This is a genomic window from Actinacidiphila sp. bgisy145 (genome assembly GCF_057708125.1).
Genome location: NZ_JBYIRL010000013.1, coordinates 33,757 through 60,268 on the forward strand (window position 1 = coordinate 33,757; position 26,512 = coordinate 60,268).

The following is a 26,512-nucleotide window of genomic DNA, read 5'->3' on the forward strand; positions in this document are numbered from 1 at the left end:
ACCGAGGCGGTGCGGGCCTGGGGCGGCGAGGTGGTCACCGTGCCCTTCGTCGACGGCTACTCGACGACCTTGCTGCTCGAAGAGCTGTCCGGGGCCCTGCCCGCCTCGGCCACCCCACGGCCCCGGAAGTCGTTGATCTCGATCAAGTGGCCGTCCGGATCGGAGAGGAACGCGACGGTCTCCCCGCCGATGCGCCGCGGTTCCTCGACGATCTGATAGCCCAGCGCCCGGACGTGGGCCACGATCCCGGGCACGTCGTCGACGGAGAAGGCCAGGTGCTGGGAGGGGTGCGGCGCCGGCAGGAGGCCGTCCTCCTGCCAGAGTTCGACGCCCGCGGGCATGCCGGCGGGCGCCATCTGGAGGATCGTCCGCCGGTCCAGCTCATAGCGGACGACCTGCTCCAGGTGCAGCGCGGCCGCGTAGAACGCTGCCGACCGGGCCACATCCGTGACGTCGAGGCGTACGTGATCCATGCGGATCGAGAACGAGGGCACGACAACCTGCCTTTCAACAAGAGGGGCCGGACTGCTCGTTCGAGCAGTCCCCGTGACTGTCGGCGGCGCGGGCGGGCCGTCCCGTCGGCCTTCCGGGCCGGACCCGCCCGCGCGGCCTCGGCTACGGATCGCCCGCGCCGACGAGCGCGTCGGAGATCCGCGCCGGTGTCGTTCCGTAGCGCTGCCGGAAGGCCCGGATGAAGTGGCTGCTGTCCGCGAAGCGCCAGCGCTGGCTGATCTCGCTCACCGTCAGGTGGCCGTGGCCAGAGATGAGGTCGACCCGGGCCTGTTCCAGCCGCCGGCGGCGGACATAGCCCATGAGCGTCTCCCCGGTGCCGTCGAAGGCCCGGTACAGGGTGCGGACCGAGACGTTCAGTCCGCGGGCGATCGAGGTGGGGCTGAGGTCCTCTTCCCGCAGGCTTCTCTCGGCCAGGCCGATCGCGGCGGACCGTAACGACGATCGAGTGCTTCCGATGAGGTCGGTCGGCTGGGTCATTTCCAAACTCCCATCGTGGGCGGATCGATGACGTCGAATGTCGAACGCGGGCGACGCAGGCCCCGGGTGGGCCCCGCCGCCCCGGACCGGGCGGCGGCCGCGCTGGAGACCGCGGTGCGCCGACCGCCGGAAGGGGCGTAGCGCGGGGACCGGTGCGGACCGGTCGCGGTCCGCCGGTCATGCCGGGGCCGGGGGTGCCCAGGGCTCGGCGTGGTAGTACCTGCGGCAGTCGAGGATCAGCGCCGCGTCCGACAGCGTGAAGACGTCGACGAACTCCACGTCTTCCGGGCCGTCTTCGGCGGTGCTGCCGTCCGGGGCCGAGAGCCGGCCGATGACGACGATGGTGTCCCCCTCGGCCACCACCCGGCGAAGCCGGTGTCTGCCGCGGCGGCCCGTCGCACCGGCCTCGGACCGCAGGACCTCCCCGCGGCCGCGACAGCGGGGAGCGCCGGGTTCCGCAACCTCGACTCCCTCGTCCAGCAAGGAGCCGTAGCCGTCGAGGTCTCCGGCGTCCCGGTAACGGTAGGTCAGCATCGCGTGCGTGATCCCGGCAGCCGTCAGGGCGGTGCTGGGATAACGGGGTTCCAGATTCTCGCGGCTCATGTCGGAGGCCGTTTCCCTCGTGCGGCGACCGGGCCCTTGACGGCCGGTCCTTACGCCTTCGAGCATCGTGCGGGCGCATAACCCGGCCCTATCGCGCCGCTTTCTCCGGACGATGGGGGCGGGCGGCGGCGCCGCCCGGCAGCCGCGGATCAGCGGTACGCGACCGGGGCGACGCCCGGACGATCCAGCTGCCGGCCGCGGCGCGCACCGAACGGCAGGCGCGTCGGCGTGGCGTGTCCCCTTGGCGTGCTGGGTAGTTACGGGGTTGCTCACGTAACATGCATGAATGCACGTCGACGGGCACAGGCCGCTGCCGGTGTGCGGCTCGGGGGACTTTCGCGCAGTCGAATGGCGTTGTCGAAGGCGACCATGAGCCGGAAAGGAGAGGCCTGGTGGGGGAGTTACCCTACGAGCAGCGGCCCCGCGACGAACGGCTGAGATTCCGCCTGCTCGGACCGCTCGAGGTCTTCGGCGCCGACGGGCCGGTGAGCATCCGTCCGGGCCGCCAGGAGGTGGTGCTGGCCGCGTTGCTGCTGCACAGCAACCGCATCGTGCGCACCGACCACCTGGTGGACGTCCTCTGGGACGAGAACCCGCCGGACACCGCCCGTACCCAGGTCCAGATCTGCGTCTCCCGGATTCGCAAGGCCCTTGCCGCGGCCGGGTCCGAGGCGTCGGTCGTGACCCGGCCCCCGGGCTACCTGCTCCAGGTCGACGACGCGTCGATCGACCTGACCGTCTTCAACCGCCTGACGGCCGATGCCCGCGCGCTGGTGAAGGGGGGAAGACCGGCCGAAGCGGCGGAGACGCTGCGCCACGCGGTGGGAATCTGGCGCGGCATCTGCCTGAGCGGCATCTCCAGCAAGGCCCTGGAGCGCACCGGAATCCAGCTGGACGAAGAACGCCTGGCGGCCACGGAGACCTATCTGCAACTGGAGCTCGACCTCGGCTGGCACACCCAGCTCATCGCCGAACTGGGCCGGATGGTCCGCGAGTACCCGCTGCGTGACCGGTTCCGCGGACAGCTCATGCTCGCCCTGCACCGGTCCGGACGCCAGGCGGAGGCACTGGAGACCTACCGGGCCGGCCGTACGCTGCTGCGCGACGAACTCGGCCTGGAGCCGAGCCAGGATCTGCGCAACCTGGAGCGCGCCATCCTCGCCGACGACCCGGCACTTCGGGCGGGCACGGGCATCGGCCTGAACCTCCCGTCACCCGGACCCCAGGGCGGCGCCTCCGCCCCGGCCGCCGTCGCCCCCCGCCCGCCCGAAGCCGAAGCGGCGGCCGAAGGGAAAGCCGAGGGGAAAGCCGAAGCGAAACCCGAAGCGATACCCGACGCCGAGGCCGGGGCGGAGGCCGAGTCCGAGTACCGGCAGCGCGACGAAGTGCCGCACCAACTCCTCGCGGACACCGCCGACTTCGTCGGGGACGACGCGGTCATCGCGCAGACCGAGGCCGTGCTGCGGGCCACCGGATCCGGCCGGGCCATGGGGATCGTCGCCATCGTCGGCCGCCCCGGAATCGGGAAGACCACCCTGGCGACCCACATCGCCCACCGGCTGAGCGACGAGTACTTCCCCGACGGCCAGCTCTACTGCGACCTTCGCGGGGTGCGCCCCGATCCCCTCAACGCCAGGGAGGTGCTGGGCCGCTTCCTGCGAGCGCTGGCCATCCCCGGCTCCCTGATCCCCGACGGGCTCGACGAGCGCGCCGAGATGTACCGGAGCCTGCTGGCCACCCGGCGGATGCTCGTCGTCCTGGACGACGCGGCGGACGAGGCGCAGGTCGGTCCGCTGCTGCCGGGCTCCAGAAGCTGCGCGGTCCTGGTCACCAGCAGGAACCGGCTCACCGGCCTTCCCGGCACCCACCGCGTCACTTTGGACATCCTGGACACGGACCGGGCGCTGGAGTTGATCGGCAACGTTGTCGGCCACGACCGGGTCGCCCGCGAGTCGGAAGCCGCGAAAGCCCTCATCCGAGCGGTCGGCGGACTCCCGCTCGCCCTGCGCATCCTCGCGGCGCGCCTCGCCGCCCGGCCGCACTGGTCGCTGGCGTCGATGCTGGGGCGCCTGGCCGACGAGCGGGGCGGACTGGACGAGCTCGCCCACGGCGAGATGAGGATGCGGGCGAGCCTGTCGCTCACCCACGACGGGCTCGGCCGTCCGCAGCGCCAACTGCTCTGCCTGCTCAGCCTGGCGCAGGGCTCGACGCTGCCGGGATGGCTCGCGGGCGCGCTGGTGGACGACCGGCGGCCGGACGCGTCGGACCTGCTGGAACCGCTCGTCGACGTGCAGATGCTGGATGTCGTCGGCGTCGACGCCGGCGGGCACTTCCGGTACCGCTTCCACGAGATCATCCGCCTGTTCGCACGCGAACGGCTCGCCGAGGAGATCGGGGGACAGCAGCGGCAGGAGGCACTGCGCCGCATGTTCGGCGGATGGCTGGCGCTCGCGGAGCGGGCCGGCCGGAAGATCTTCGGTACCGACTACCTGCGCGGTGGGACGATCCGCTGGCAGCCGCCCGAGAGCCATGTCCGGGAACTGCTGGCCGACCCCATGGAGTGGCTGGACCGGGAGCGGGAGAACCTGGGCATCGCCGTGGAGCACGCGGCGCGGACCGGCGAGGACGAGGTCAGCTGGGAACTGGCCGTCAGCCTCGTGTCGTTCTTCGAGGCCCGCGGCTACCTGGACGTGTGGGCCCGGACCCACCGCAAGGCGCTCTCCGCGGTCCGCCAGGCCGGCAACCGGCGCGGGCACGCGGCGGTGCTCGGCTCCCTGGGCACCCTCTACCTCAACAGGCGCCAGCTCGGCGAGTCCCGCGCCGCGCTGACGGAGTCGCAGAAGCTGTTCGAGGAGCTGGCCGACCCCAAGGGCCTTGCCCTGTGCCGGCGCGACCTGGCCTTCCTGGAACGTGTCCAGGGCAACGACGACAAGGCACTGCTCCTCTACGACCAGGCCCGGCGGGACTTCGACCGGGCCGGCGACCACGTGGGCCGGGCCTCCGTGCTGACGCAGAGCGCCGACATCTGGCTGCGGCAGGGCCATACCGGCCGGGTCCTGGCGCAACTGGAGGAGGCGCTGGAGATCTACCGCGCAAGCGGATACCTCGGGGGCCAGGCCCGGGCGTTGCAGCGGGTCGGACAAGTGCACCAGCAGCGCGGGGAGCTGACCAAGGCGGAGCAGATCCTGACCGACGTGCTCGCGATGGTCTCCAGCAGCGGCGACGTGATCGGCGAGGGCCATCTGCTGCACGATCTGGGCCGCGTCAACGTGTCGATGGGCCGGCCCGCGCAGGCCGAGGACTTCTTCACCCGGGCACTGTCCGTCCGTGAGGAGATCCTCGACCACTCCGGTGTCGCGTCGGTCTCCCTGGACCTGGCGGCGCTGCTGCTGCTCCGCGGGGACCGGCGCCGTCAGGCCGACCGCCTGCTGGAAGCGGCGGTCCCGGTCTTCCGGAAGCAGCAGATGGCCCGGGAACTGAAGCGGGCGGAGGAGCTCATGGCCGCCCTCACCGGTCAGTGCGCGGACGGCTGCTGAGCTCGCGGGCTCAGCCCCAGGGGTCGGTGCTGTCGGTGCCGCCGGTGGAGTCGTCGGCGGCCGTGCTCGCGGGCGCGGCCGCCAGGGTCCGGGCGGCGGTGTGGCCGGCCGGGGTGTGACCGGCCTGGGCGTGCGCGCGGCCGGCGGAGAGGCCGAGGGCCAGAGGTACGCAGAGCACGGCGGCGGCGACGGCGGCGAAGGCGGTGGGGAAGGCGCGGTGGGTGAACATCGGGGGTCCTTTCCTCGGTGCGTGTCCGGCGGCAACTTCTGCTCCGAGGCTAGGAACCCGCGTAATCCCGTCCCTATGACGTCGCTATCGCGACGAATTGGCGGCCCGACGGCCGGGTCAGCGCAGGACCGTGCCGGGCCGGTGGGCGGCCTGGGGGAGGCGGTCCGGTTCGGGGAGCCCTTCCCAGTCGCCCTCCGAGGCGACGCACAGCGCGGCCACCGCGGCGGCGCGGGCGAGCGCCTCCTCGGTGGTCAGGCCGGCGAGGAAGCCCGACAGGCAGCCGGCGACGAACGCGTCGCCCGCGCCGACCGGGTCCACGGCCTGGACCGGGACGGCGGCGACCGGGATCGTACGGTCGGCGGTGACGCACACCGCTCCGGCGGCCCCGTCGGTGAGGACGACGGTGCCGGGGCCGTGGGAGAGCAGTTGCTGCCCGGTCTGCGCCGGGGTCAGGTCCGGCCGTCCGGTCACCATCACCGCTTCGTCCACGCTCGCGAACAGCAGGTCCACCAGGGGCAGTACGGCGGTCAGCGCGGCGCGCGCGGTGTCCTTCGACCACAGCCGGGCACGGTGGTTGAGGTCGAAGGAGACGGTGCCGCCGGCCGCGCGGGTGCGGCGCATCGCCTCGTGGGCGGTCGTGCGGGCACTGTCGGACAGGGCCAGGGTGATGCCGGTGGTGTGCAGCACGCGGGTGCGTTCCAGCAGCGGCCCGGGCAGGTCGTCGGGGTGCAGCCGGGAGCCGGCGGAACCGGCGCGGTAGTAGTGCACCCGGCTGTGGCCGGCGGCGGGCCGCTCCTTGAGCATCAGCCCGGTGGGCGCCTCGGGGTCGGTCACGGCGTGGACGAGGAGGTTCTCGCCGCGCAGCCGGTTCAGGACGGTGCGGCCGAGTTCGTCGTCGCCGATGCGGCCGATCCAGGCGGCGCGGTGGCCGAGCCGCGCGGCGCCGATGGCCACGGTCGACTCGGAGCCGGCCACGGACAGGCCGAGCCCGCGGGCGTGCCGCAGCGGGCCGATATGGTCGGGGGTGAGGCTCGCCATGGTCTCGCCGAGCACGGTCAGGTCGGTCGGGTCGGTCCGGTCGGTCCGGTCGGTCGGGTGGGTCGGGCCGGTGGGGCCGGTCATGGTGGTCACGTCGTTCCGGTCGGTCGTGCTGGTCATCGCGCGGCCGCAGCTGCCACGAAGTCCCGTGCACGGGAGGCGAGTTCGGTCAGCGATCCGCCGTCGAGGGCGTCGCCCAGCAGGGGCGAGCCGACCCCGACGGCTACCGCTCCGGCCGCGCGGTAGGCGGCGATCTGCCCGGCGCCGATGCCCCCGGTGGGGACCAGCGGGATCTCCGGGAGCGTGGCGTGCACGTCGGCGGTGTAGGACGGGCCGCCGGCCCGTGCGGCCGGGAAGACCTTGACCGCTGTGGCGCCGGCCCGCCACGCGGTGAGGATCTCCGTCGGGGTCATCGCGCCGGGCAGGGCCGCCAGCCGTGCGTCGCGGGCGGCCCGGACCTGTTCGGGGTCGCAGTGCGGGCTGACGGTGAAGGTCCCCCCGGCGGCCCGTACGGCCTCGACCTCCTCGAGGGTGGTGACGGTGCCCGCGCCGAGGTACACCCCCGCGGGGAGCCGGTCCCCCGTCTCCCGCAGCGCCGCTAGGCACCCGGGGGTGCGTACGGTGACCTCGATCAGCCGAACCCCGGCGCCGGCCAGGACGCTGATCACCTCCGGCAGCCGGGTGCCCCGGGTGGAGCGGAGGATGGCGACCAGGCCGTGCCGCGCCAGAGCCTCGCCGAAGCGCCGGTCGGACCGTTCGGGCGGAGCGGGGAGGGACATCGGAACTCCTCGTGGGGTGGGGCGTTTGACGTGCCGTCAGTAGGTGAACTCCGGGTCGGCGCGCGGCCCGGCCGTCTCCCGTACCCCCAGCACCACGGTGACCAGCGTCAGCAGCCCGGCGAACATCAGGTAGTACGACGGGGCGAGGTCGTACCCGGTCCCGCTGACCAGCCAGGTGGCGACGTAGGGCGCGGTGCCGCCGAAGAGGCTGACCGACACGTTGTACGGGATGGCGATGGCGCCGGTGCGGATCCGCGCGGGGAACAGCTCGGCCATGCTGGCGTTGGCGGCCCCGTCGTACGCGGCAATGGGCAGCCCGAGCAGCACCATCGCGGCGACCGCCAGCACCGCGTTGCCGTAGGACATCAGCAGCAGGCAGGGCCAGGCCAGGGCGATCAGGCCGACCGAGCCGCCGATGAGCAGCGGCTTGCGGCCCACCCGGTCCGACAGCAGCCCCGCGGCGGGGATAAGGAGCGCCACGGCCCCCATGCACACCATCGAGGCGGCGAAGGACTGCGTCCGGCTGAAGTGCATCGTGTCGGTGAGGTAGCTGATCATGAAGGTCTGGAGGATCCAGTGCGCGACGCCCTTGAGGACGATGAGCCCGGCCAGGATCGCCATCGGCCCGGCGGCGGTGCGGAAGGTCTCCCGGACCGGCGACGCGGCGAGCTCGCCGCTCTTCTCGATCCGGACGAACTCCGGGGTGTCGTCGAGCTTCAGCCGGAGGTAGAGCCCGGCCATGCCCAGCGGCAGGGCGATCAGGAACGGGATGCGCCAGGCGAAGGAGGACATCTGGTCGTCGCCGAACCCGAGGGTGAGCAGCAGCGCGGTGCCGGCGCCGGCGACGAAGGCGACGAAGCCGAGGCTGGCGGCGTAACTGGTGTAGTAGCCGCGGCGGTTGCGGGGCGCGTACTCGAACAGCAGGCTCACGGCGCTGGAGGTCTCGCCGCCGGCAGCGAACCCCTGGACGAGCCGGGCGAGGACCAGCAGCCACGGGGCGAGCGTGCCCACGGTGGCGTAGGTGGGCAGCACGCCGACGGCGAACGTGGAGGCGGAGGTGAGGATGACCGTGACGGCCAGGGTGCGGTTGCGGCCGATCCGGTCGCCGAGCGGGCCGAAGTAGAGGCCGCCCAGCGGCCGGACGGCGAAGCCCAGCGCGAAGATGGCGAAGGTCGACAGCAGCGCGGCGGTGTGGTTGCCCTTGGCGAAGAAGTTCCCGGCGATCACGGACGAGAGGGTGCCGTAGATGCCGATGTCGAACCACTCGACGAAGTTGCCGATGCTGCCGGCCACGAGGACTCTGCCGGAGGGAGCGGAGGCGGACGTCCGCGTGCCCGACAAGGGCGCGGCGGCGGTCTGTTGGGACATGGGGACCTCGATGGGGTGCGGGTGGTCACCGCGTGCGGCGGTAACTCCGGGAGGTTCACGAACGGTGGCCGCCCTCTGCCGCGGCCGGTGACGTGGCGGCCGATGCCCGCGGGGCGGGGGCGGGACCCAGGTAGCCGAGGCCGACGCTGACGCTGTCCGCCGCCTCGATGATCCGGCGGCCGAGGTCGGCCTCGCGGTCGTGCAGCGCGATCGCGGACAGGGCACCGGAGACGGAGATCGCGGCGACGACGCCCCCGGTGTGATCGCGTACGGGTGCGGCGATGCAGGCGCGGCCGAGGGCGAGTTCCTCGACCTCGGTGGCCCATCCGCGCTCGGCGACCGCGGCGAGTTCCGCCTCCAGCGCCTCGGGGGTGGTGAGGGTGCGCGGGGTGTACGAGGGGAAGGGGCCGGCGCCGAGCAGCTGCGCGCGCTCCTTCGCCGTCATGCCCAGGGCGAGGCACTTGCCCATCGCGGTGGCGTGCAGCGGGTTGCGCTGGCCCAGCAGCGAGTACGACTTGTGGGCGAGCTGGCCCTCCACGTTCTGGAGGTAGAACAGCTCGCCGCCGCGGCGCACGGCCACGTTCGCGCCGAGCCCCAGCTCCCAGGCGAGGCGCTGGGTGACCGGCCGGGACTGCCGGTAGACGGGGTCGTTGTTCAGGGCGACGCCGGCCATGGAGATCACCGCGGGCCCCAGCTCGTACAGCTGGCTGACCGGGTCGCGGCGCACCAGCTCGGCGGCCTCCAGGGTGGCCAGCAGCCGGGATGTGGTGGACAGGTTGAGGTCGAGCGCCGAGGCGACGTCCGAGACCCGCAGGGCGGGACGCCCGTGGGTGAAGGCCCGGAGGACGGCCGCGGCGCGCTCGACGGTCTGGTTACCGCCTCGTTCGGAACTCATGGCAGAGATGTTAACGCTGCTTGCTCTATTTGCAACCCACGTGCAGAATCCACAGTGCACCGCTCGAAAAATGAAAGGCGCTACGCATGGCGAAGATCACCGAGGTCGTCACGCACGTTCTGAAGCTGTCGGGGCCCCGGGCCTACCTGGGGCGCCTCGACGACGGCGGCGAGCTGACGGCCGAGCGCGGCTACGTCGTCCGCGAGCCCTGGCGCAGCCTGTACTCCGGGCGCTTCGAGACCCTGCTGGTCGAGGTCCGCACCGACGACGGCTGCGTCGGCTGGGGCGAGGCCCTCGCGCCGGTCGGCCCGGAGGTGCCCGCCGCCGTGGTGGACCGGCTGCTCGCCGGGCAACTGGTCGGCCGGGACCCCCGCCGGGTCCGGCCGCTGTGGCAGCGGATGCGTGAACTGATGCGGGAGCGCGGCCACTTGGTGGGTCACCAGGCGGACGCCATGGCCGCCGTGGACATCGCCCTGTGGGACCTGCACGGCAAGCTGACCGGGCTGTCCGTCGCCGAACTGCTGGGCGGCGCCTACCGCGACCAGGTCCCCGCCTACGTCTCCGGCCTGCCGGAACCGACCGACGCGCAGCGGGCCGCCCTCGCCCGTGACTACGAGCGCAAGGGGGCGAGCCTGGTCAAGCTCGCCCTGGGCAAGGGCATCGAGCAGGACCTCGCCACCTTCGACGCCGTCGCCGCCGGCGCCCCGGGGCTGCGGATCGCGGTGGACGCCCACTGGGCCTACCGCCTGGAGGAGGCCGTCACCCTCGGCCGGGAGCTCGACCGGCGCGGCGCGCTGTTCTACGAGGCGCCGCTCGCGCCCGAGGACGTGGCCGGCCACGCCGAACTGGCCACCCGCGTCACCACCCCCGTGGCCGTCGGGGAGGCGCTGCGCAACCGCTACGAGTTCGCCGACTGGCTCGGCCGCCGCGCCCTCAGGCTGGCCCAGCCCGACGTCGCCCGCACCGGCATCACCGAGGCCGCCGTGATCTGCGAACTCGCCTCCGCCGCCCACGTGCCCGTGGCCCCGCACCACTCCGTCGGCCTCGGCGTCGCGCTGGCCGCGGGCATCCAGCTGAGCGCCGCCACGGCCGACTGCCCCTTCTTCGAGTTCCAGGCCGACTCCCTGCCGGTGGCCCAGAGCATCCTGCGCGTTCCGCTCGACGCGACACCGGCCGGATACACGCTTCCCACCGGGCCCGGACTGGGCGTCGAGGTGGACGTGGAGAAGATCACCGCACTGTCCGAGGAGAAGTGACCGCCGTGACCACCCCGCAGAGCCCGCAGGACCCGCAGGGCCCCCGCAGCGCCGACAGCCCCGAAGCCGCCCCCGCCGCCCGGCAGCCGCACGGCCTGATACCCATCCTCGCCACGCCCTTCACCGCCGCCGGAGACCTTGACCTGCCCTCCTTGCGCACCCTGGTGGACTTCCAGCTCGCCTCCGGCGTCGACGGGGTCGCAGTCTTCGGCATGGCCAGCGAGGGCTTCGCGCTCACCGGCGCCGAACGCACCGCGATTCTGCGCACGGTCCGTGCCACCGCCGGGCCGGACCTGCCGGTGGTGGCCGGGGTCAACGCCACCAGCACCGTCACCGCGCGCGAACAGGCCGTCCGCGCCGCCGAGGACGGCGCCGACCACCTGATGGTGCTGCCGCCGTTCCTGACCAAGCCCTCCGCGGGCCAGGTCCTCGACTTCTACGCCGAGGTGGCCGCGGCCGCGCCCGTACCGGTCATGATCCAGGACGCGCCCGGCGTCACCGGTGTGGGCATCGGCGTCGACCAGATCACCGCGCTCGCCGCGGAACCGGGCATCACCTCGGTCAAGGTCGAGGTGCCCGCACCGCCCGCCAAGATCGCCGCCGTCACCGCCGCGGTGGGCCGGCGACTCGCCGTACTGGGCGGGCAGAACGCCCAGTACGTCATCGACGAGGCGGACTGCGGAGCGGTCGGCACCATGCCCGCCTGCGAGTTCTCCGACGTGCTGCGCGGGCTGCTGGACGCCCTCGGCGCGGGCGACCGCACCACCGCCCGCGCCGCGTTCCGCCGGCTGCTGCCGCTCATCCACCTCGGCATCCGCGCCGGGCAGGCGTGGGCGGTGCACAAGGAGGTCCTGGTGCGCCGGGGCGTCATCGCCTGCCCCGCTGTACGCCTCCCTGCGGCACCGCTGGACGCGGCCACGCGCCGCGCCCTCGACGAGGTACTGGCCGAGACCGCGCTCCCCGCGTACCGCCCCGCGGGGTGAGCCCCGCCGCCCGACCGGCCTTCGCCGCGGCCTACGGGTGCGGCTTCTCGCCCCGCGCCAGCATCGCCACGAACTTCCCGATCCGGCGCGCGCGGGTCTCGGGCTTCTTGGCGTCCTGCACCCGGTACAGGATCGCGTAGCGGTTCTGCCGGTCCAGCGTCTCGAAGAACGCCGCCGCGGCCGGGTCGGCGGCCAGCGCCGCCGCGAGGTCGTCCGGCACCGTCGCGGTCCGCGCGCTGTCGTAGGCCGCGTCCCACCGGCCGTCCGCCTTGGCGCGGTCCACCTCGGCCTGTCCCGCCGGCCGCATCCGGCCCTCCGCGATCAGGGCCGCCGCCTTCTCCCGGTTGACCTTGGACCACCTGCTGCGCGGGGTGCGCGGGGTGAACCGCTGCAACCACCACTCGTCGTCCAACCCCGCCTTCCGGCCGTCGATCCAGCCGTAGCAGAGCGCCACCTCGACCGCCTGCGCGTACTCCAGCGCGACGACCCCGGGACCCTTCTTACGCAGCTTCAGCCAGATCCCGGGCGAGTCGCCATGATGCTCGCCGAGCCACGCCCCGAACGCCTCGGCAGAGGCGAACGCCACGATCTCCCCATCCTGAGTCACCCCCGCAGCGAACCACACCTGCCCCCGCCCTTCCCGGCGCGCCGCCGTACGCACCGGCGCGCGGGAAGGGGGAGCGGCGTCAGGTTCCCTCGGCCATGGCCGCGATGGTCGTTGCCGCCCGGGTGACGACGGAGGCGAGTTCGGGGTCGGTCAGGGCCGGTGAGGCGCCGACCTCGTGTTCGTAGCGGAGCTCGACGTCGACCTTGCCGAACCGCAGCCAGGCCCACCAGGTGTCGCACACCTGGTGGTCGTACTCGCCGCACATGTACTGCGCCTGGTCCGCCTGCGGGACCCGTACGCCGATGTCGTCGGGCCGTGCGTTGCCGTTGAGGTACGGCTCCGTCCTCTGGGGCGAGGACCGGGTGAACTGCCGGGCGGCCGCACCGTTGGAGTGGTAGCCGTAGACGACCTCCGCGAAGCCGTCGGTTGGGCGGTTCCAGGTGCGGGTGGCCTCGCCGTCCTCCGAAGGCAGGCGCCCGCTCTGCTGCCACTGCCCCGGCGCGGGCAGGCTCGGCAGCAGCAGGTCCCGCCGGGGACTCGTGGTCCGGTCCCGCAGGAACACCACGTACCCGCCGTAGAGCGTCGCCAGCACCAGGGCCAGCCCCAGGACGACAGCCGCCGCGATCATGCCGCGTTCTCTGGTCACCATCCGCCCCCCTCGGCGTGCGCCGCCCCCCGGCACGCTGTGATGCTAGCGGCGCCCGCCGTCACAGGGGGCTGCTTGATGCCGACGTGACGTGGCCGTTGCAGTCGCCCTGGGGCCTGGACTCAGGTCACCGTCAGGCTGTCGATGTTGATGCTGCCGGAGTCGGTGGGGCCCACCGTCAAGGTGATCGGGTCGGTGCCGGCCGGGAGGTCGGTGGGGACGGTGACGGTCGACCAGGTGTCCCAGCTGCCGGTGACCGGCAGTTCCACCTGGTGGGAGGCGCCCCCTGCGGTGAGGGTGATCGTGCGGGTGACGTTCTCCAGCGGCGGGCGCTGGCCTCCCAGGGAGTTGGCGTAGCGGATGGTGACGGTGCGGGGGCCGGCGGCCGGGACATCCACCGCGACGGTGCCGGCGGCCCCGGCGTACCAGCCGGCCACGAAGCCGCTGCCGGTGTAGCCGCCGTGGTCGTTCGCCAGCTGCGCGCCCCCGCTGAGCGCGCCGTCCTCGGCCTCGATGGTGGAGCCCAGCGGCGACGGCGTCACGACCGGGAGGAGGGCGGTGGCGGTCTGCGTGTCCCGTCCGGCCGTGCCGTCCCAGCTGGTGGTGGCGGTGAGCCCGGCGGCCGTGGTCGCCTGTCCCGCGGGCGGGGTGACCGTCCACTGGAGGTCGGCGTGGCCGTCCGCGGCGATGGTGACCGCAGCGGGGTCGCCGCTGACCTGCCAGCCGTCCGGCACGCGCAGGCTGCTCTCCACGTGCCGGGCGTCCGCGCCGCCGACGGAGGTGAGGGCGAGGTGCACGGTGGCGGCCTTGCCGGGCGAGGTGCCGTCGGCCGTCAGCACCCCGGTGAGGTCGGCCGCCTGCGCGCGGGGCACGGAGAGCGAGGCGACCGACGCGGGCACCGCGCCGTCGAACGACAGGCGCACCGCGGTGGCCTCCGTACGGCTCCAGCGCGCCACGAGGTCGCCCAGCGGCGGCACACTGCCCTGGTCCACCTGGTGCCAGGCCGCCCCCGGCCCGTCCTGGACCTCGACGGTGTACGTGTCCGGGCGGGTGGTGCCCCACCGCACGTGGAGGTGGTCGGTCAGGTTGCGGCCGGACAGGGCGACCTGGAGGGAGGAGGACGTGGCCGAAGCCGTCCACGTGGTGGTGTCGTTGCCGTCCACGGCCCCCGCGGGCGGCATCGCGGGTTGCGCGGACTGCGCCGATGCCGCCTGGCAGCGGGCGAGGTCGTCGGTGGCGGCCTGGTCGGGGCGGGCGGTCGGCAGGGACAGCGGGCGGCCGCGGGTGAGGTGCTTGTCGCCCTCGGGCGTGCCGAGGGTGAGCGCCTTGCCCGACACGAGCGTCACCGTGGTGGTCTTCGCACCGATGTGCACGTCCAGCCGGCTGCCGCGGTACTGGATGCCGGCCAGGGTGATGCCGGAGGCGAGCTGCGGGGGAAGGGTGGGCGCCAGGGTGAGGCCGTCGGCGGTCCACCGCATGCCGCCGAAGCCGTACAGGAAGGTCTGGAGGAAGCCGCCGGCCCCGGTGGCGAAGGTGAACGCGGGGCCGGTGCCGCCGCCTTGGAGCGGCACGTCGCCCTGGGTCTCGGCGAACTGGCGGAACGGCCCCTTGATGTAGGGCTGGTAGGAGTTCTCGAACAGTGTGTAGTCCAGGCAGCCGGGCTGCTGGATCTGCGCGGCGACCACCGACTCCACCGAGTTCGTCATGGCCGGCCCGTTGACGTCCGTGACGGGCATGTACCGGTCGAGGTCCGCCGCGGCCGACGACGCGTCGGTGACGTAGCCCAGCGGGTAGCTGAGCATGACCGTGTCGGCCTGCTTGACGGTCTGGTCGGTGTAGCCGGCGTACTCCGGGTGGCTGCCGTCGGCGTCGGTGGGCACGGCGATGCCGTCGGCGATCGCCGTCCACGCCGGGTCCGGGCGCTGGTGCAGTACGGCGGCGGCGGCCGCGGCGTCCCTCAGGGCGAGGACGGCGCCGGCGTTGGTGGTGGCGTTGTCGTCGACGTGCTCGTGGTACTCGTCCGGGCCGGTGACGCCGTCGATGTGGTAACTGCCGTCCGCGGCCTTCGTGACCCGGTCGGCCCAGAACGCGGCGACGTCCTTCAACACCGGGTAGCCGTAGTCCTTCAGCCAGGTGGTGTCCCCGGTGGCCTGGTAGTACTGCCACTGCGCGAGCGCGATGTCGCCTTCCAGGTGGTCCTCGAAGGTGACGCACATCGGGTGGCCGAGGTCGCCGCAGGCGCCGCCGGGACCGTTGTCCCAGGCCCAGATCCCTCCGCCGTAGCCGTTGGCCTTCGCGTTGGCCTCGGCCTGGACCCGGGTGCGCGAGCGGAACATGACGATGGACTCGGCGAGTTCGGGGTGGAGGGCGAGCAGCGAGGGGAACATCCAGGTGTCGGCGTCCCAGAAGATGTCGCCGTTGTAGTCCTGGCTGGTCAGGCCGGCGGGCGGGATGCTCCACGAACTGCCGGCGCGCACGCTGGAGTACAGCGTGTAGAAGGACATGTTGATGTCGGCCTGCAGGTCGCTGTCACCGGCCGCCTCGATGTTGGGCTGCCACAGCGCGGCCCAGTCCGCGTCGTGCCGAGCGACGAGCTTCGACCAGCCCTGGTGGACGGCGGTCTCGACGGTGGCGGCCGCGGTGGCGGCCGGGTCGCCGGGATCGTCGGAGGTCGCTGTGCCGACGTACTTGGTCACGGTGTAGGTGGCGCCCGCGGTGACGGGCATCGTCCAGTTCTCGCCCGCCGTGGCCGTGTCGTCCGACGGCTCCGCGGCGGTACGGGCGGAGACCCTCGTCCCCGGGCCGGCCTGGAGGCGCTGCGTCTCCACCACGCGGGTGCCGTTGCCCGGCGTGGTGAGCCGGACGGTCGCGGTGTCCGCGGAGATCGCCACCGAACGGGAGGTGGCGCTGACGCCCTGCGCGCCGGCGCCGTCCAGGAGTGCGGACAGGTCCAGGTTCCCGCTCCACCGCGGGGTGACGGCGAGGCGGACCTGCCCGAGGTGCTCGAGCGAGCGGTTGGCGAGCACCTCGACGCGTACGCCGGTGGCCTTGCCGTCCTCGGGCGTCCAGGTCAGCGAGGTGTCGACGGAGCCGTGCGCGAGGTCCAGGCGCTGCCGGTAGTCGCTGATCTGCTCCTGCGGCGCGGCGGCGTCCAGGGTGTGCCCGTCCACGCCGAGGGCCATGGTGCTCCAGGTGGGGAGCGAGACCATGTACTCCATGTCGGGCACCGCGGAGGTCAGGCCCTTGTTGTAGAGGCCGGCGACCATGGAGGTGGTCAGCCGCTGCTTGGGCTGCTGGTCCAACTGGTAGCCGGACGGCCCGAGACCGCCCTCGTAGCCCTGCCCGACGGCGGGCAGCCGCTCGGCGAGGTAGCCGTTGCCGACGAAGGGCATCGTGGTGATGTCCTGGGCGGTGTAGGAGCTGCTGGTCAGCGTCCACGGGTCGGCGGCGGCCGCGGAGCCGGGGGACTGCCCCGCCTGAGCCCGCGCCTGAGACTGAGCCTGCGCCTGGCCGGCCGCGGCGGCCGTGCCGGCGGTGCCCGCCGTGACGATCAGCGCGGCGGCGATCGCCACCGCACGGCCTGCTCTGCGCATCACCGTTGTTCCTTCCGTCGGGTGGAGGGGGCGCCGTCCGTGGGTGGTCGGACGCCGTGCGCGGGGCGGGCCGGCCACGCGGTGGCCGGCCGCCCCGGATCGCCCGTGGGCGTGGGGCAGTCGAGCGGCCGTCAGGTCTGCGGGTGGTACTGCCCGGCCACGTCCGCGGCCGTCAGCGCCCGGTTCCACACCTGGACCTGGTCGATGCTGCCGGGCCACGGGTCGCTGGTGTGCCCGCCGGAGAACGCGCGCCCGATGGCCAGCGGGCCGTTCGCGGCGGCCCCGGTGGCCTGGTTCCACACGGTGGTCTGCGCGACGCCGTCCACGTAGAGGGTGTAGGTGCCGGCGTCGGCGTCGTGGACGCCCACCAGCTGGTACCAGCGGCCGGTCTGCGGCTCCTGGTCCGACAGCGCGCGGCCGCCGCTGGTGGAGAACGCGAACCGGTGGTCGGCCGAGGAGTACTGGAGGTAGAAGCCGCTGCTGGTGGTGCCGTCCTGGCTGACGGCGGTGGCGAAGCCGCCGGAGGAGTCCAGGCGTACCCAGGCGGAGACGGTGAAGTTGCCGGCGGTGTCCAGGACCGGTGCGGCGGTCTGGGCGTACTGGTCGGAGCCGTCGAGTTGCAGGGCGGTGCCGGAGACGCCGGACACCCAGGCCGGGGCGCCGGTGAGGGTGGCGTCGTGTGCGCCGGAGCTGTCGTGGGCGGTGCTGCCGCTTCCCTCGTCGAGGGTCCAGGTGCCGACCGGGTCCTGGCGGCCGGCCGGGTAGGCGACGCGGAGGTTCTGCAGCCGGTGGGTCGACTGCCGTGTGCCGCCCGCGGGCCGGTAGGTGGCGGTGGCGGTGAGCGCCGCGGCGCTGCCGGGGTCGGCGGTCGGGGGAGCGTGCAGGGTGTAGGTCCACACCGCGGACGCGCCCGGGCGGATCGCGCCGGAGGGACGCGTGGCCGGGTCGGCCGACCAGCCCGGGGGCAGGCCGAGTTCGACCTGGGCGGAGGTGAGCGGCCGCTGGGTCGTGTTGCGCACGGTGACGCTGATCGGCGTGGACGCGGTGGCGGTGACCAGGCCGCTCTGGTTGGCGGGCCCGACGCTGAGGGCGGCGTCGGGGCTGGAGGGCGTCCACGACTGGAACTCGGTGACGCCGACGAAGGCGCCGGGCGGGTCGGTGAACACCAGCCGCACCTTGCTGGTGGTCAGCTGCGGGAAGGTGACGCGGTTGGTGCCGTTGCCCACCGGCTGGGCGGGGCTGTGCACCTGGCCGGGCACGTCCTTCCACGCGGAGCCGTCCCAGAACTGGAGGCGGTAGCCGGCCGCCGGCCGGACCCCGCCGCCGTCGTCGTAGCCGGACCAGCGGATGTCGCTGACGGGTGTGGGGGCGCCGAAGTCGACGCCGTAGAAGTCGCTGCTGTTCGGGGAGGCGTAGTTCGTCCAGCGGGTGTCCTCGGGCACCTCGTCGTACCAGGTCTTGCCGTCCAGGGCGTTCCAGGCGTTGTCGTTCTGCCAGGTGTAGGAGGCGATGGGCTGGGGGTAGCCGGTGCGCAGCGGGTTGGCGGCGTCGTCGACCAGGCCGCCGGCGGGGGCGGTGACGGTGCCGCCGACCCGCACGGTGGTGTCGCGGAGCGTCGCCGAGCGCTGTACGAGCCTGCCGTCGACGTACAGGCTCAGGCCGGCGCCCTGGTGGTAGTGGCTGCCGTCGCGGTCCCACAGCACGGTGACGTTGTGGCCGTGGTAGGGCACGTTCTCGGCGGCGAAGTGGTCCCAGGAGGCGGGGACCAGCGGCTGGACCTTCAGCGTGTCGCCCTGCTGGGGGCGCAGGCCGATCAGCCCGGACAGCACCAGGTCGTCGTAGGTGGAGTGGTTGTAGTCCTCGCTGTGGTCGGCGCCGTCGTAGATCCAGGCGTCCGTGTCGGGGTCGTGGGCCTCGGCGACGTACGGCGTGCCGTCCTTGGTCTGGGTCCTGGCGTAGGTGGCCAGCGCCGCGGCGTAGTCGCCCTTGGCGATCGACGCCTGCGCGGGGTAGTCGTCGAGCAGGTCGGCCAGCCCGGTCAGGGTCTGCGACGTGGCGAAGGGCCAACTCGGGCCGTCCCAGCGGCAGCACGTGCCGGCGTCCTTCATGAAGTACGGGCTGCGGCGCTCGGCCGTGGTCGGCCCGTAGGCGCCGGCGAAGCCCTGGGGGTCGAGCAGTTGCGACCACGCGCCGGCGTCGGAGGGCTGGGCGGCGCCGAACATCCAGGGCAGGTAGCCGATCTCCTCGCGGGTGCCGGACAGCTGGTGGTCCGGATTGCCGTCGCGCGCCATCGTGTAGTAGAAGCCGCGGCTGGGGTCCCACAGCCACTTCTGCATCGCCGACTTGAGCTTCGCGGCCCGCCCGGCGTACTCCCGGGCGAGCGCGCTGTCGCCGGCCAGCCGCGCGATCTCGCTGATCGCCTCCGCGTCGCCGTACTGGTACGAGTTGAGCGTCGGCCGGTAGCCCGCGCCGCCGTGGTAGGGGTCGCCGGAGGCGTAGGAGGACGCGGAGTACTCCATCGCGTCCCACACCGGCACCGACCAGTACAGGCCGAGGCTCGCGTCGAACTGCTTGCCCCAGCCGCGGTACTGGCGGACCAGCGCCGGCAGCAGCGAGGTGACCTCGGTGTAGTCGCCGGTCACCTCGGCCTGCTGGTAGGCGGCGGTGGCCAGCCACACGCTGTACTCGTGCGCCCAGTCGGTGGTGTCGGCGTTGACGTCGTCGGTCGCCGGCTTGGCGCCCGCGCCGGGCCCGGTCAGCCAGAACCGGATGTAGTCGTCGTCGTACGTCTGGTCCCTGACCCAGCGGCCCTCGGTGATCTGGTGGCCGGCGGCCGCGTCGATCGCCTGGTAGGGCGCGGCGTAGCCGCAGCAGTCGAGGAACTCCGTGGAGATCCAGCCGTCCTGCGGGTCGGTGTAGCGCAGGTGCTCCTTGTAGGTGCGCCAGCGGTAGTAGTAGACGCTCTGCATGGTGGCGTCCGGCAGGTCGACGAACGGGATGTTCGACTCGTACCAGTCCGGGTCGGCGAAGCCGGACAGGTAGGACGCGTCGTCCAGGATGTGCGTTCCGGCGCCGACCGCGGAGGCCGGGGTGCCGGGGCCGGCGGCGGGGCTGCTGCCGGGGCCGGCGGCGGCGCTGTCGTACGCGCCGGCCGCGCGGGCCGGTGACGCCGGGCTGACCAGCGCGAGCAGGACGAGGGCCGCGAGGGCGGCGGTGAAGGCGAGCCAACGGCCCCTCGGCGCTCCGATCGATCGCGGCCCGCGCCTGCCCGAGGACACCACTGCTGGGACCATCTGACGGTCCTTTCGTCATCGCCCTACAACGATGTAACGCACAGATTCCGCCACCGGCACACAGGAACCGTCAAGGGTTGCGGCAGGAGTTGATGCAAAACGCCTTCGCCGACGGATGGTCATGACCCGTATGTGTGCAGCTCATCGCTGTGACGCCGACAGGCTGGCCCGGGAGGCTTTCCGCGGGCGCGGGGCGGGCCGAGGGCGTGAGGGGGCGCCGCCCGGGGGAGCGGGAAGCCCTGGGGGGCTGCGGATTTACATCGTTAGAGAAGCCTGCGCGGCGCGCTGAAGGGGCCGCGCGCACGATCGTTCGAGCATCGCCGGCACTGCCGAGAGTGTGCCGTCGGGGCGGGTGGCGGGGGAATATGATGGAGTGTCAGAAAGTGGGGCCGTGGGCGGTCCGGGTGGTCGGTGTGGACAGGGGAGCATGCCGCGCGGTGGCGGGGTCCGTCTGCGCAGACGGGTGCTGTCCTGCCTCATGGCGGTGACGGCGTGTGCGGTGCTGCTGTTCACGGTGCCGTTGGCCTGGGCCGTGGCAGAGGTCTACCGCCGGGGTGCGGTGGTGCTGCTCCAGCGTGACGCGATCTCGGTGGCGGAGAACCTCGTGGCGCGGCCGGGGCCCGTCGCCGGCGGCCTGGCCGGTTCGGCCGAGCTGCCGCATGGTGTCGACGCCGGCGTGTACGGCCCAGGGGGACGGCGGATCGCCGGCGAGGGGCCCGGGGCCTCACCGGTGGCCCGTCTGGCCCGCGACGGGGGGCTGCACCAGGGCATCGAGGTGGCCAACCTGGCGGTGGCGGCGCCCGTCGTGCGCGGCGGGCGGGTGGTGGCGGCGGTGCGGGTGTGGGTGCCGTGGGACTCGGTGACCGACCGCCGGATGCGGGCGTGGCTGCTGCTGGCCGGGCTCGGTTCGGTCGTGGTCGCGTGGTCGGGCCTGCCGGCCTGGCATCTGGCGCGGCGGGTGGCGGTTCCGCTGGAGCGGTTGACCACGGTCGCCCGCGCGCTGGGGGACGGCGACTTCACCGTCCAGGCCCCCCGTACCGACATCCGCGAGGCGGACCTGGCGGGGCGGGCGCTGGCGGCCACGGCGCGGCGGTTGGGGGAGGTGCTGGAGCGGGAGCGGCGGTTCTCCACCGCGGTCTCGCACCAGTTGCGCACTCCGCTGACGGCTCTGGTGCTGGGGTTGGAAGCGGCGCAGGAATCGGCGGAGGGCGTGCGGCGGGAGGCGGTGGCGCTCGCGCTGCGGCGGGCCGAGCACCTGGCGGAGACGGTGGACGAAGTGCTGCGCCTGGCGCGGGAGACGCACCGGGCCGGTGCGGGCGCGGACGCCGGGCAGGTGGCCGAGCAGGTCGCGTGCCGTTATCGCGCCGCGGCGGAGGAGGCTGGGCGCCGGCTCGTCGTGCGGTGTGAGCGCGGCCTTGCGCCGGTGACGGCATCGGAGGCCGCCCTCGCGCAGATCCTGGGCACCTTGCTGGACAACGCGCTCGTGCACGGCCGCGGCGAGATCCGGGTGAGTGTCGCGGACGTCGGGACCGGCGTCGCGGTGGAGGTCGGCGACGACGGAGCCGGGCTGCTGCCGGCCTGCGAACCGGCGTTCACCGGGCGGTCACCCGGCGCCCGGCACGGCATCGGGCTGCCGCTGGCCCGGTCGCTGGCCGAGGCCGAGGGAGGACGGCTGGTGGTGCGCCGGGCGGGGCCCCGGCCGGTGTTCAGTGTGCTGCTGCCCTTTCAGGTGCCCTCCGAGGTGCCTTCGGAGCTGCCTTCTGAGCCGGCGGAGGACGGCAGCCAGGCGGTCACCGGTGCGAAGTCGCCGGCGGGCGATGGGGGCGGCGGTGGTTCGTAGCGGTATCCCCGGCCGCGCACCGTGGTGATGACCGGGCCCTCGTCGGGCGCCGCGTCGGCGATCTTGCGGCGCAGGGCGGACACGTGGACGTCGAGAGTCTTGGTCGGGCCGAACCAGTGCTCGTCCCACACCCGTGACATCAGCTCCTCCCGGGGCACCACGGCTCCGGCGTGCTCGGCCAGGGCCGCCAGGAGGTCGAACTCCTTGGGGCGCAGCAGGACTTCGCGGTCGGCGACGTGGAGGCGGCGGGCCCGGGTGTCGATCCGGACGCGCCCGAGCCGGATGACCGGCGGCCCCGAGGCGGCCTCCCGCCGGCGCAGGTGGGCCCGCAGGCGGGCGAGGAGTTCGGTGCAGCGGAACGGCTTGGTCAGGTAGTCGTCGGCGCCCGCGTCCAGGGCCACGACCACCTCGAACTCCTGGGTACGGGCGGTGAGTACCACGATGACGCTCTCCACGGGCAGCAGGGCCCGCAGCCGGCGGCACAGCGCCACACCGTCGATGTCGGGCAGGCCCAGGTCGAGCAGGACCAGGTCCGGCCGGTGGTCCAGCACGTGGGAGAGCGCCTGTGCCCCGCTGCGGGCCAGGTCCGCGCGGTAGCCGTGACCGGTGAGTGCCCGCACCAGTTCCGTGGCGATGTCGGTGTCGTCCTCCACCACCAGCAGGTCAGCAGATGCCATACGGATCATTACACCCCGCATCGGACCGAACGCGGAAGGTCAGCGATCTTTAACCTTCCGATAGGCGTCCGCTGGCCGACGGCTACGTAGGTTCGAGGGCAGATCGTCCCCCGCCCCGGCGCCGCCAGGGCCTTTGACGTACCGGGAGAGACCGTGAACGCGCACACCGACGGCCGGACCGTGAATGCCCGCCCCCACCCCAGCGGTCAGGGTCCGCTGAGCGGTCTGCTCGTCCTGGACCTGTCCCATGCCCTGGCCGGGCCGCACGCCACCATGATGCTCGGCGACCTGGGCGCCCGGGTCATCAAGGTCGAGGCGCCGCAGGGGGACGAGACGCGCGGCTGGGGACCGCCGTTCGCCCGGCCGCCCGAGCCGGACGCGGCGGAGGAGTCCACGTACTTCCTGTCCTGCAACCGCAACAAGGAGTCGGTCACCGCCGATCTGCGCACCGATCAGGGGCGCGAACTCGTACGGCGGCTGGCCCGCCGCGCGGACGTGGTGGTGGAGAACTTCCGCCCGGGCGCCCTGGACCGGCTCGGCCTCGGCATCGAGCGCCTGCACGAGCTGAACCCGTCCCTCGTCGTCCTGTCGATCAGCGGTTTCGGACCCGACGGCCCGGAAGGCGGCCGCCCCGGGTACGACCAGATCGCCCAGGGCGAGGCGGGGCTGATGAGCCTGACCGGCGAACCCGGCAGCCCGGTCAGGACCGGGCTGCCCGTCGCCGATCTGCTCGCCGGCGTCTTCGGCGCCTGCGCCGTCCTCGCCGCCCTCATCGAGCGCCGCACGACCCGGCGCGGGCAGGTGGTGCGCACCTCGCTGCTGTCCGCACTGGTCGGCGTCCACAGCTTCCGGGGCGCCGCGTTCACCGTGGCCGGCCACGTCCCCCGGGCCACCGGCAACCAGCATCCGTCCATCGCGCCCTACGGTCTGTTCCACTGCGCCGACACCGACATCCAGCTCGCCGCCGGAAGCCAGAACCTGTGGCGGGCGCTGGCCCGCGCCACCGGCCTCGACGCCGACGATCCGCGCTACGCCACCAACGCCGAACGGGTGCGCCACCGCGACCGGCTCGAGGACGAGCTGGCCCGGCGGTTCGCCCAGAACACCGCCGACCACTGGCTGGCGGTCCTGGCCGCCGCCGGCGTACCGGCCGGCCGCATCCGCACCATCGACGACGTCTACGGCTGGGAGCAGACCCGGCAGCAGGGACTGGTCATCGAGGTCGACCACGCCACCCTCGGCCGTATCGCCCTGCCCGGGCCGCCCTGGCGCTTCGACCACCGCGACCTCGGTCCGCACGCACCGCCGCCCACCCTGGGCCAGCACGACCGGTCGGTCCGCGCCTGGCTCGACCACGTCGACGCGTCGGACCCGTCCATCGGCGCGGCGGGGGCTGCGGCGGCGGGACCGGTGCCAGGGGGGCCTGCGGCGGCGGGACCGGTGCCGGACACGGCGACCGCGGCGCCGTGAGGAACCCGCCCGCAGGCGACCGTGCGGGCTCGTCGCGCGGACGCCTCTCCCATGCCGTCGACCCGTACATCCTCGCGCTCCTGGGCTGCGTCGCCCTCGCGGCCGCCTTCCCCGCCACCGGAACGACCCAGCGCGCGGTGACGGGCGGGGCCGACACCGCGATCGCGCTGCTGTTCTTCCTCTACGGCGCCCGCCTGTCGGCTCAGGAGACGATCGCGGGCCTGGGCCACTGGCGCCTTCAGGTCGCCGTCGCCGCCAGCACCTTCGTCCTCTTCCCGCTCCTCGCGGTGCTGGTGCGCCCTGTGCTGCCCGACCTGGTCGGAGCCCGGCTGGCCACCGGGGTCGTCTTCCTGTGCCTGCTGCCCTCCACCGTCCAGTCCTCGATCGCCTTCACCTCCCTCGCCCGCGGGAACGTCCCCGCGGCCGTGTGCGCCGGCACCTGCTCCAGCCTGCTGGGCATGCTCCTGACTCCGCTGCTGGCCACGGCGCTGCTGGGCACGGCCGTACGCTTCGACGCCGCCCGCCTGGGCGACCTGGCCGCGCAGATCCTGCTGCCGTTCGCCGCCGGCCAGGCCGTCCGGCGGTGGATCGGCGGCCCCCTCGCCCGCCACCAGCGCCTGCTGCGCCTGTTCGACCGCGGCTCCATCCTGCTCGTGGTCTACACCGCCTTCAGCCGCGGTGCGGGCGGCGGCCTCTACCGCTCCCTCACCCCGACCCGCCTGCTGGCCCTGCTGACCATCGACCTCGCCCTGCTTGCCACCGCTGTGCTCACCACCTCGGCTCTCGGCCGCCTTCCGGCCTTCGACCGGGCCGACCGGATCGCCCTGGTCTTCGCGGGCTCCAAGAAGAGCCTCGTCAACGGCATGCCCATGGCGGCAGTCCTGTTCGGCCCCCGCGCCGGCGCGGTCCTGGTCCCGGTGATGATCTTCCACCAGACCCAACTGGTCATCTGTTCGCTTCTCGCCAAGCGCTGGTCGCAGGAGGGAGAACCGCTCCTCCGCCCCGCATGCCGGACAGGTGCCGAAGCACCGCCCTGAAGCCGGCCGGACGGGGCGCCGCACGTGCGACGTACGCAGCCGACACGCGCGGCGCGGCCTGGGACGGAAGCGGAATCTATTGTCTACAAGCGTGTAGACGATAGGGTCGCGGCATGACGACGCCCACGACTGCCGTGACGCCACGAAGTGCTGCGGGAAGCCGCCTGCTGAACAAGGTGCCCGAGGTAACGGTCTGGTTCTGGATCATCAAGATCCTGTGCACGACCGTCGGCGAGAGTTTCGCCGACTACATCAACACCACGCTGGGCTTCGGCCTGACCAACACCATGCTGCTGTTCACCGTGGTCTTCGCGGCCGTGCTGACCTGGCAGTTCCGCACCAGGCGCTACAGCCCGTTCCCGTACTGGCTCACGGTGGTCGTGGTCAGCGTCACCGGAACCCTGTACACCGACATGCTCACCGACCAGATGCACGTCCCCCTGTGGCTGAGCTCGACGGTCTTCTCGGCCCTCCTGGTGGTCGTCTTCGGGGTGTGGTGGCTGCGGGAGCGGACCCTGTCCATCCACAGCATCACGTCCTTCCCGCGCGAAGCCTTCTACTGGCTGACCGTCCTGGTGACGTTCGCGCTGGGCACCGCCACGGGTGACTGGACGCTGGAACTGACCAACTGGACGCCCGCCCGGTCGGTGTTCCTGCCCCTGGGTCTGATCGCGGCGATCGCCGCCCTGTGGAGGTTCGGCGCCAACCCGGTCCTGTCGTTCTGGCTCGCCTACGTCCTCACCCGCCCGCTCGGCGCCAACATCGGCGACTGGCTCGCCTCCCCCAAGACCCCGGCCGCCCCCGGCGAGCCTGTCGGACTGGGCCTGGGCACCTTCGCCACCAGCCTGATCTTCCTCAGCGCCATCCTGGCCACCGTCGTCTACCTCGCCATCAGCCGCAGCGACGTCGCCGAGACCCACGAGATCACCCACGTTCCGGCCGTCACCACCAACCCGCGCAGGGAGCGCACCGCGCTGGGAGCCTTCGGCGTGCTCGCCGCCGCCACCGTCGCCCTGATGGTCTGGGCCCACCACCAGCCCCACGTCACCTGCGACCCGACCGGCCAGAGCGAAACGCTGCCTGCCTGCAAGAAGGCGGCCCTGACCAGCAGTCAGACCGCCGCGGCGGTGGCGAAGTACGAGAGGCTCACGCAGACAGCGATCGCGCAGGACAAGGCCGGAACGGCCGCGGCCTCGCACGCCACCGTGCAGACGATGCGCGACGACTGGGACGCCGACGCCACCTCGCTCCAAGCGGTGGACAACGCCACCTGGACCCTGCTCGACGGCCAGATGGACGCGGTGCTCAAGACCTACGCCATCGACCACGGCGGTATCCGGCCGGCGCCGGCCGCGGAACAGGAGAAGCAGCTCGGCATCCTGCTCGGCGACCTCCGGAACCACCACTTCTGACCGTGCCCCGGGCCCGGGCCCGGGGCCTCGCCCGGTGGATTCGCTGCCGGCTCCCCGTGCGGCACCACCGTGAACCGTTCCTCCGGCACCGGGGACCGCCGACCCCTTCTGCGGGGTGCCCCCGGCGGAGTTCGACTCCGCGAGCGCGTCGCCTGAGCGGCATCTCGTGAGGCCGGCGTGCGGTGGAGCGATGGGGGAGTGCGAGGTGGACATGTTCGATATGCCCGAGTCGGCAACCTGCGCCCGTCGGCCGCTAGAGT

The 26,512-nt window shown here is 73.3% G+C and carries 20 protein-coding genes; 7 read left to right on the forward strand and 13 right to left on the reverse strand.

Going from position 1 to position 26,512, the window contains the following annotated elements:
• Positions 1 to 56 precede the first annotated feature (56 nt).
• From AC3ERT_RS14035 to AC3ERT_RS14045, 3 genes are all read right to left on the reverse strand, one after another.
• Complete coding sequence (locus tag AC3ERT_RS14035; protein WP_435128980.1) at positions 57 to 494, reverse strand: VOC family protein; 438 nt, start codon at positions 492 to 494, stop codon at positions 57 to 59.
• Positions 495 to 615: 121 nt separating this feature from the next.
• Positions 616 to 990 (reverse strand): helix-turn-helix transcriptional regulator, encoded by a 375-nt coding sequence (locus tag AC3ERT_RS14040; RefSeq protein WP_335974994.1) that lies wholly within the window; start codon positions 988 to 990, stop codon positions 616 to 618.
• A gap of 177 nt (positions 991 to 1,167) precedes the next feature.
• Positions 1,168 to 1,593, reverse strand: coding sequence for a nuclear transport factor 2 family protein (locus AC3ERT_RS14045; protein ID WP_335974990.1), 426 nt, complete (start codon positions 1,591 to 1,593; stop codon positions 1,168 to 1,170).
• Positions 1,594 to 1,985: 392 nt separating this feature from the next.
• On the opposite strand from AC3ERT_RS14045, the gene AC3ERT_RS14050 reads away from it, so the two are divergent.
• Positions 1,986 to 5,129 carry an AfsR/SARP family transcriptional regulator gene (locus tag AC3ERT_RS14050; protein WP_435174292.1) on the forward strand — a complete coding sequence of 1,048 codons (3,144 nt, stop codon included), beginning with the start codon at positions 1,986 to 1,988 and terminating at the stop codon, positions 5,127 to 5,129.
• A gap of 10 nt (positions 5,130 to 5,139) precedes the next feature.
• Here the strand turns inward: AC3ERT_RS14050 and AC3ERT_RS14055 are convergent, their stop codons facing one another.
• From AC3ERT_RS14055 to AC3ERT_RS14075, 5 genes are all read right to left on the reverse strand, one after another.
• Positions 5,140 to 5,358 (reverse strand): hypothetical protein, encoded by a 219-nt coding sequence (locus AC3ERT_RS14055; protein WP_335974982.1) that lies wholly within the window; start codon positions 5,356 to 5,358, stop codon positions 5,140 to 5,142.
• Positions 5,359 to 5,475: 117 nt separating this feature from the next.
• Complete coding sequence (locus tag AC3ERT_RS14060) at positions 5,476 to 6,516, reverse strand: sugar kinase (protein ID WP_435174294.1); 1,041 nt, start codon at positions 6,514 to 6,516, stop codon at positions 5,476 to 5,478.
• Complete coding sequence (locus AC3ERT_RS14065; protein ID WP_335974974.1) at positions 6,513 to 7,175, reverse strand: bifunctional 4-hydroxy-2-oxoglutarate aldolase/2-dehydro-3-deoxy-phosphogluconate aldolase; 663 nt, start codon at positions 7,173 to 7,175, stop codon at positions 6,513 to 6,515. The genes AC3ERT_RS14060 and AC3ERT_RS14065 overlap by 4 nt, the downstream gene beginning before the upstream one ends.
• 36 nt (positions 7,176 to 7,211) lie before the next feature.
• Positions 7,212 to 8,543 carry an MFS transporter gene (locus AC3ERT_RS14070; protein ID WP_335974969.1) on the reverse strand — a complete coding sequence of 444 codons (1,332 nt, stop codon included), beginning with the start codon at positions 8,541 to 8,543 and terminating at the stop codon, positions 7,212 to 7,214.
• A 55-nt stretch (positions 8,544 to 8,598) separates the two neighbouring features.
• Entirely contained in the window at positions 8,599 to 9,438 is an 840-nt protein-coding gene (locus tag AC3ERT_RS14075) for an IclR family transcriptional regulator (RefSeq protein WP_435174297.1), read from the reverse strand.
• Between the two features lie 86 nt (positions 9,439 to 9,524).
• On the opposite strand from AC3ERT_RS14075, the gene AC3ERT_RS14080 reads away from it, so the two are divergent.
• Together AC3ERT_RS14080 and AC3ERT_RS14085 are read left to right on the forward strand one after the other, a co-directional pair.
• Positions 9,525 to 10,694 (forward strand): mandelate racemase/muconate lactonizing enzyme family protein, encoded by a 1,170-nt coding sequence (locus tag AC3ERT_RS14080; RefSeq protein WP_335974960.1) that lies wholly within the window; start codon positions 9,525 to 9,527, stop codon positions 10,692 to 10,694.
• Positions 10,695 to 10,699: 5 nt separating this feature from the next.
• Positions 10,700 to 11,677: a dihydrodipicolinate synthase family protein gene (locus AC3ERT_RS14085; RefSeq protein WP_435174300.1), complete on the forward strand. Its 978-nt coding sequence runs from the start codon at positions 10,700 to 10,702 to the stop codon at positions 11,675 to 11,677.
• 31 nt (positions 11,678 to 11,708) lie between these two features.
• Here AC3ERT_RS14085 and AC3ERT_RS14090 read toward each other — a convergent pair whose 3' ends face one another.
• The 4 genes from AC3ERT_RS14090 to AC3ERT_RS14105 form a co-directional block, all read right to left on the reverse strand.
• Positions 11,709 to 12,302 (reverse strand): YdeI/OmpD-associated family protein, encoded by a 594-nt coding sequence (locus tag AC3ERT_RS14090; RefSeq protein WP_335974951.1) that lies wholly within the window; start codon positions 12,300 to 12,302, stop codon positions 11,709 to 11,711.
• A gap of 61 nt (positions 12,303 to 12,363) precedes the next feature.
• Positions 12,364 to 12,933 carry a hypothetical protein gene (locus AC3ERT_RS14095; RefSeq protein WP_435174303.1) on the reverse strand — a complete coding sequence of 190 codons (570 nt, stop codon included), beginning with the start codon at positions 12,931 to 12,933 and terminating at the stop codon, positions 12,364 to 12,366.
• A gap of 119 nt (positions 12,934 to 13,052) precedes the next feature.
• Positions 13,053 to 16,523, reverse strand: coding sequence for a glycosyl hydrolase family 65 domain-containing protein (locus tag AC3ERT_RS14100; protein WP_435174305.1), 3,471 nt, complete (start codon positions 16,521 to 16,523; stop codon positions 13,053 to 13,055).
• A 131-nt stretch (positions 16,524 to 16,654) separates the two neighbouring features.
• Positions 16,655 to 19,816: an MGH1-like glycoside hydrolase domain-containing protein gene (locus AC3ERT_RS14105; RefSeq protein WP_435174308.1), complete on the reverse strand. Its 3,162-nt coding sequence runs from the start codon at positions 19,814 to 19,816 to the stop codon at positions 16,655 to 16,657.
• Between the two features lie 427 nt (positions 19,817 to 20,243).
• On the opposite strand from AC3ERT_RS14105, the gene AC3ERT_RS14110 reads away from it, so the two are divergent.
• Entirely contained in the window at positions 20,244 to 21,656 is a 1,413-nt protein-coding gene (locus AC3ERT_RS14110; protein WP_435174311.1) for a sensor histidine kinase, read from the forward strand.
• On the opposite strand, the gene AC3ERT_RS14115 is transcribed toward AC3ERT_RS14110, so the two are convergent.
• On the reverse strand, positions 21,542 to 22,333 hold the full coding sequence (locus AC3ERT_RS14115) for a response regulator transcription factor (protein ID WP_435174313.1): 792 nt from the start codon (positions 22,331 to 22,333) through the stop codon (positions 21,542 to 21,544). The two genes, AC3ERT_RS14110 and AC3ERT_RS14115, sit on opposite strands and share 115 nt — an antisense overlap.
• 153 nt (positions 22,334 to 22,486) lie before the next feature.
• On the opposite strand from AC3ERT_RS14115, the gene AC3ERT_RS14120 reads away from it, so the two are divergent.
• The 3 genes from AC3ERT_RS14120 to AC3ERT_RS14130 all read left to right on the forward strand — a co-directional run bounded on the left by AC3ERT_RS14120 (position 22,487) and on the right by AC3ERT_RS14130 (position 26,252).
• A complete protein-coding gene (locus AC3ERT_RS14120; RefSeq protein ID WP_435174315.1) occupies positions 22,487 to 23,803 on the forward strand; it encodes a CaiB/BaiF CoA transferase family protein in 1,317 nt (438 codons plus the stop codon).
• Positions 23,800 to 24,840 carry a bile acid:sodium symporter family protein gene (locus AC3ERT_RS14125; protein WP_435174317.1) on the forward strand — a complete coding sequence of 347 codons (1,041 nt, stop codon included), beginning with the start codon at positions 23,800 to 23,802 and terminating at the stop codon, positions 24,838 to 24,840. The genes AC3ERT_RS14120 and AC3ERT_RS14125 overlap by 4 nt, the downstream gene beginning before the upstream one ends.
• Positions 24,841 to 24,953: 113 nt before the next feature.
• Positions 24,954 to 26,252 carry a COG4705 family protein gene (locus AC3ERT_RS14130; RefSeq protein ID WP_435174319.1) on the forward strand — a complete coding sequence of 433 codons (1,299 nt, stop codon included), beginning with the start codon at positions 24,954 to 24,956 and terminating at the stop codon, positions 26,250 to 26,252.
• Positions 26,253 to 26,512 lie beyond the last annotated feature (260 nt).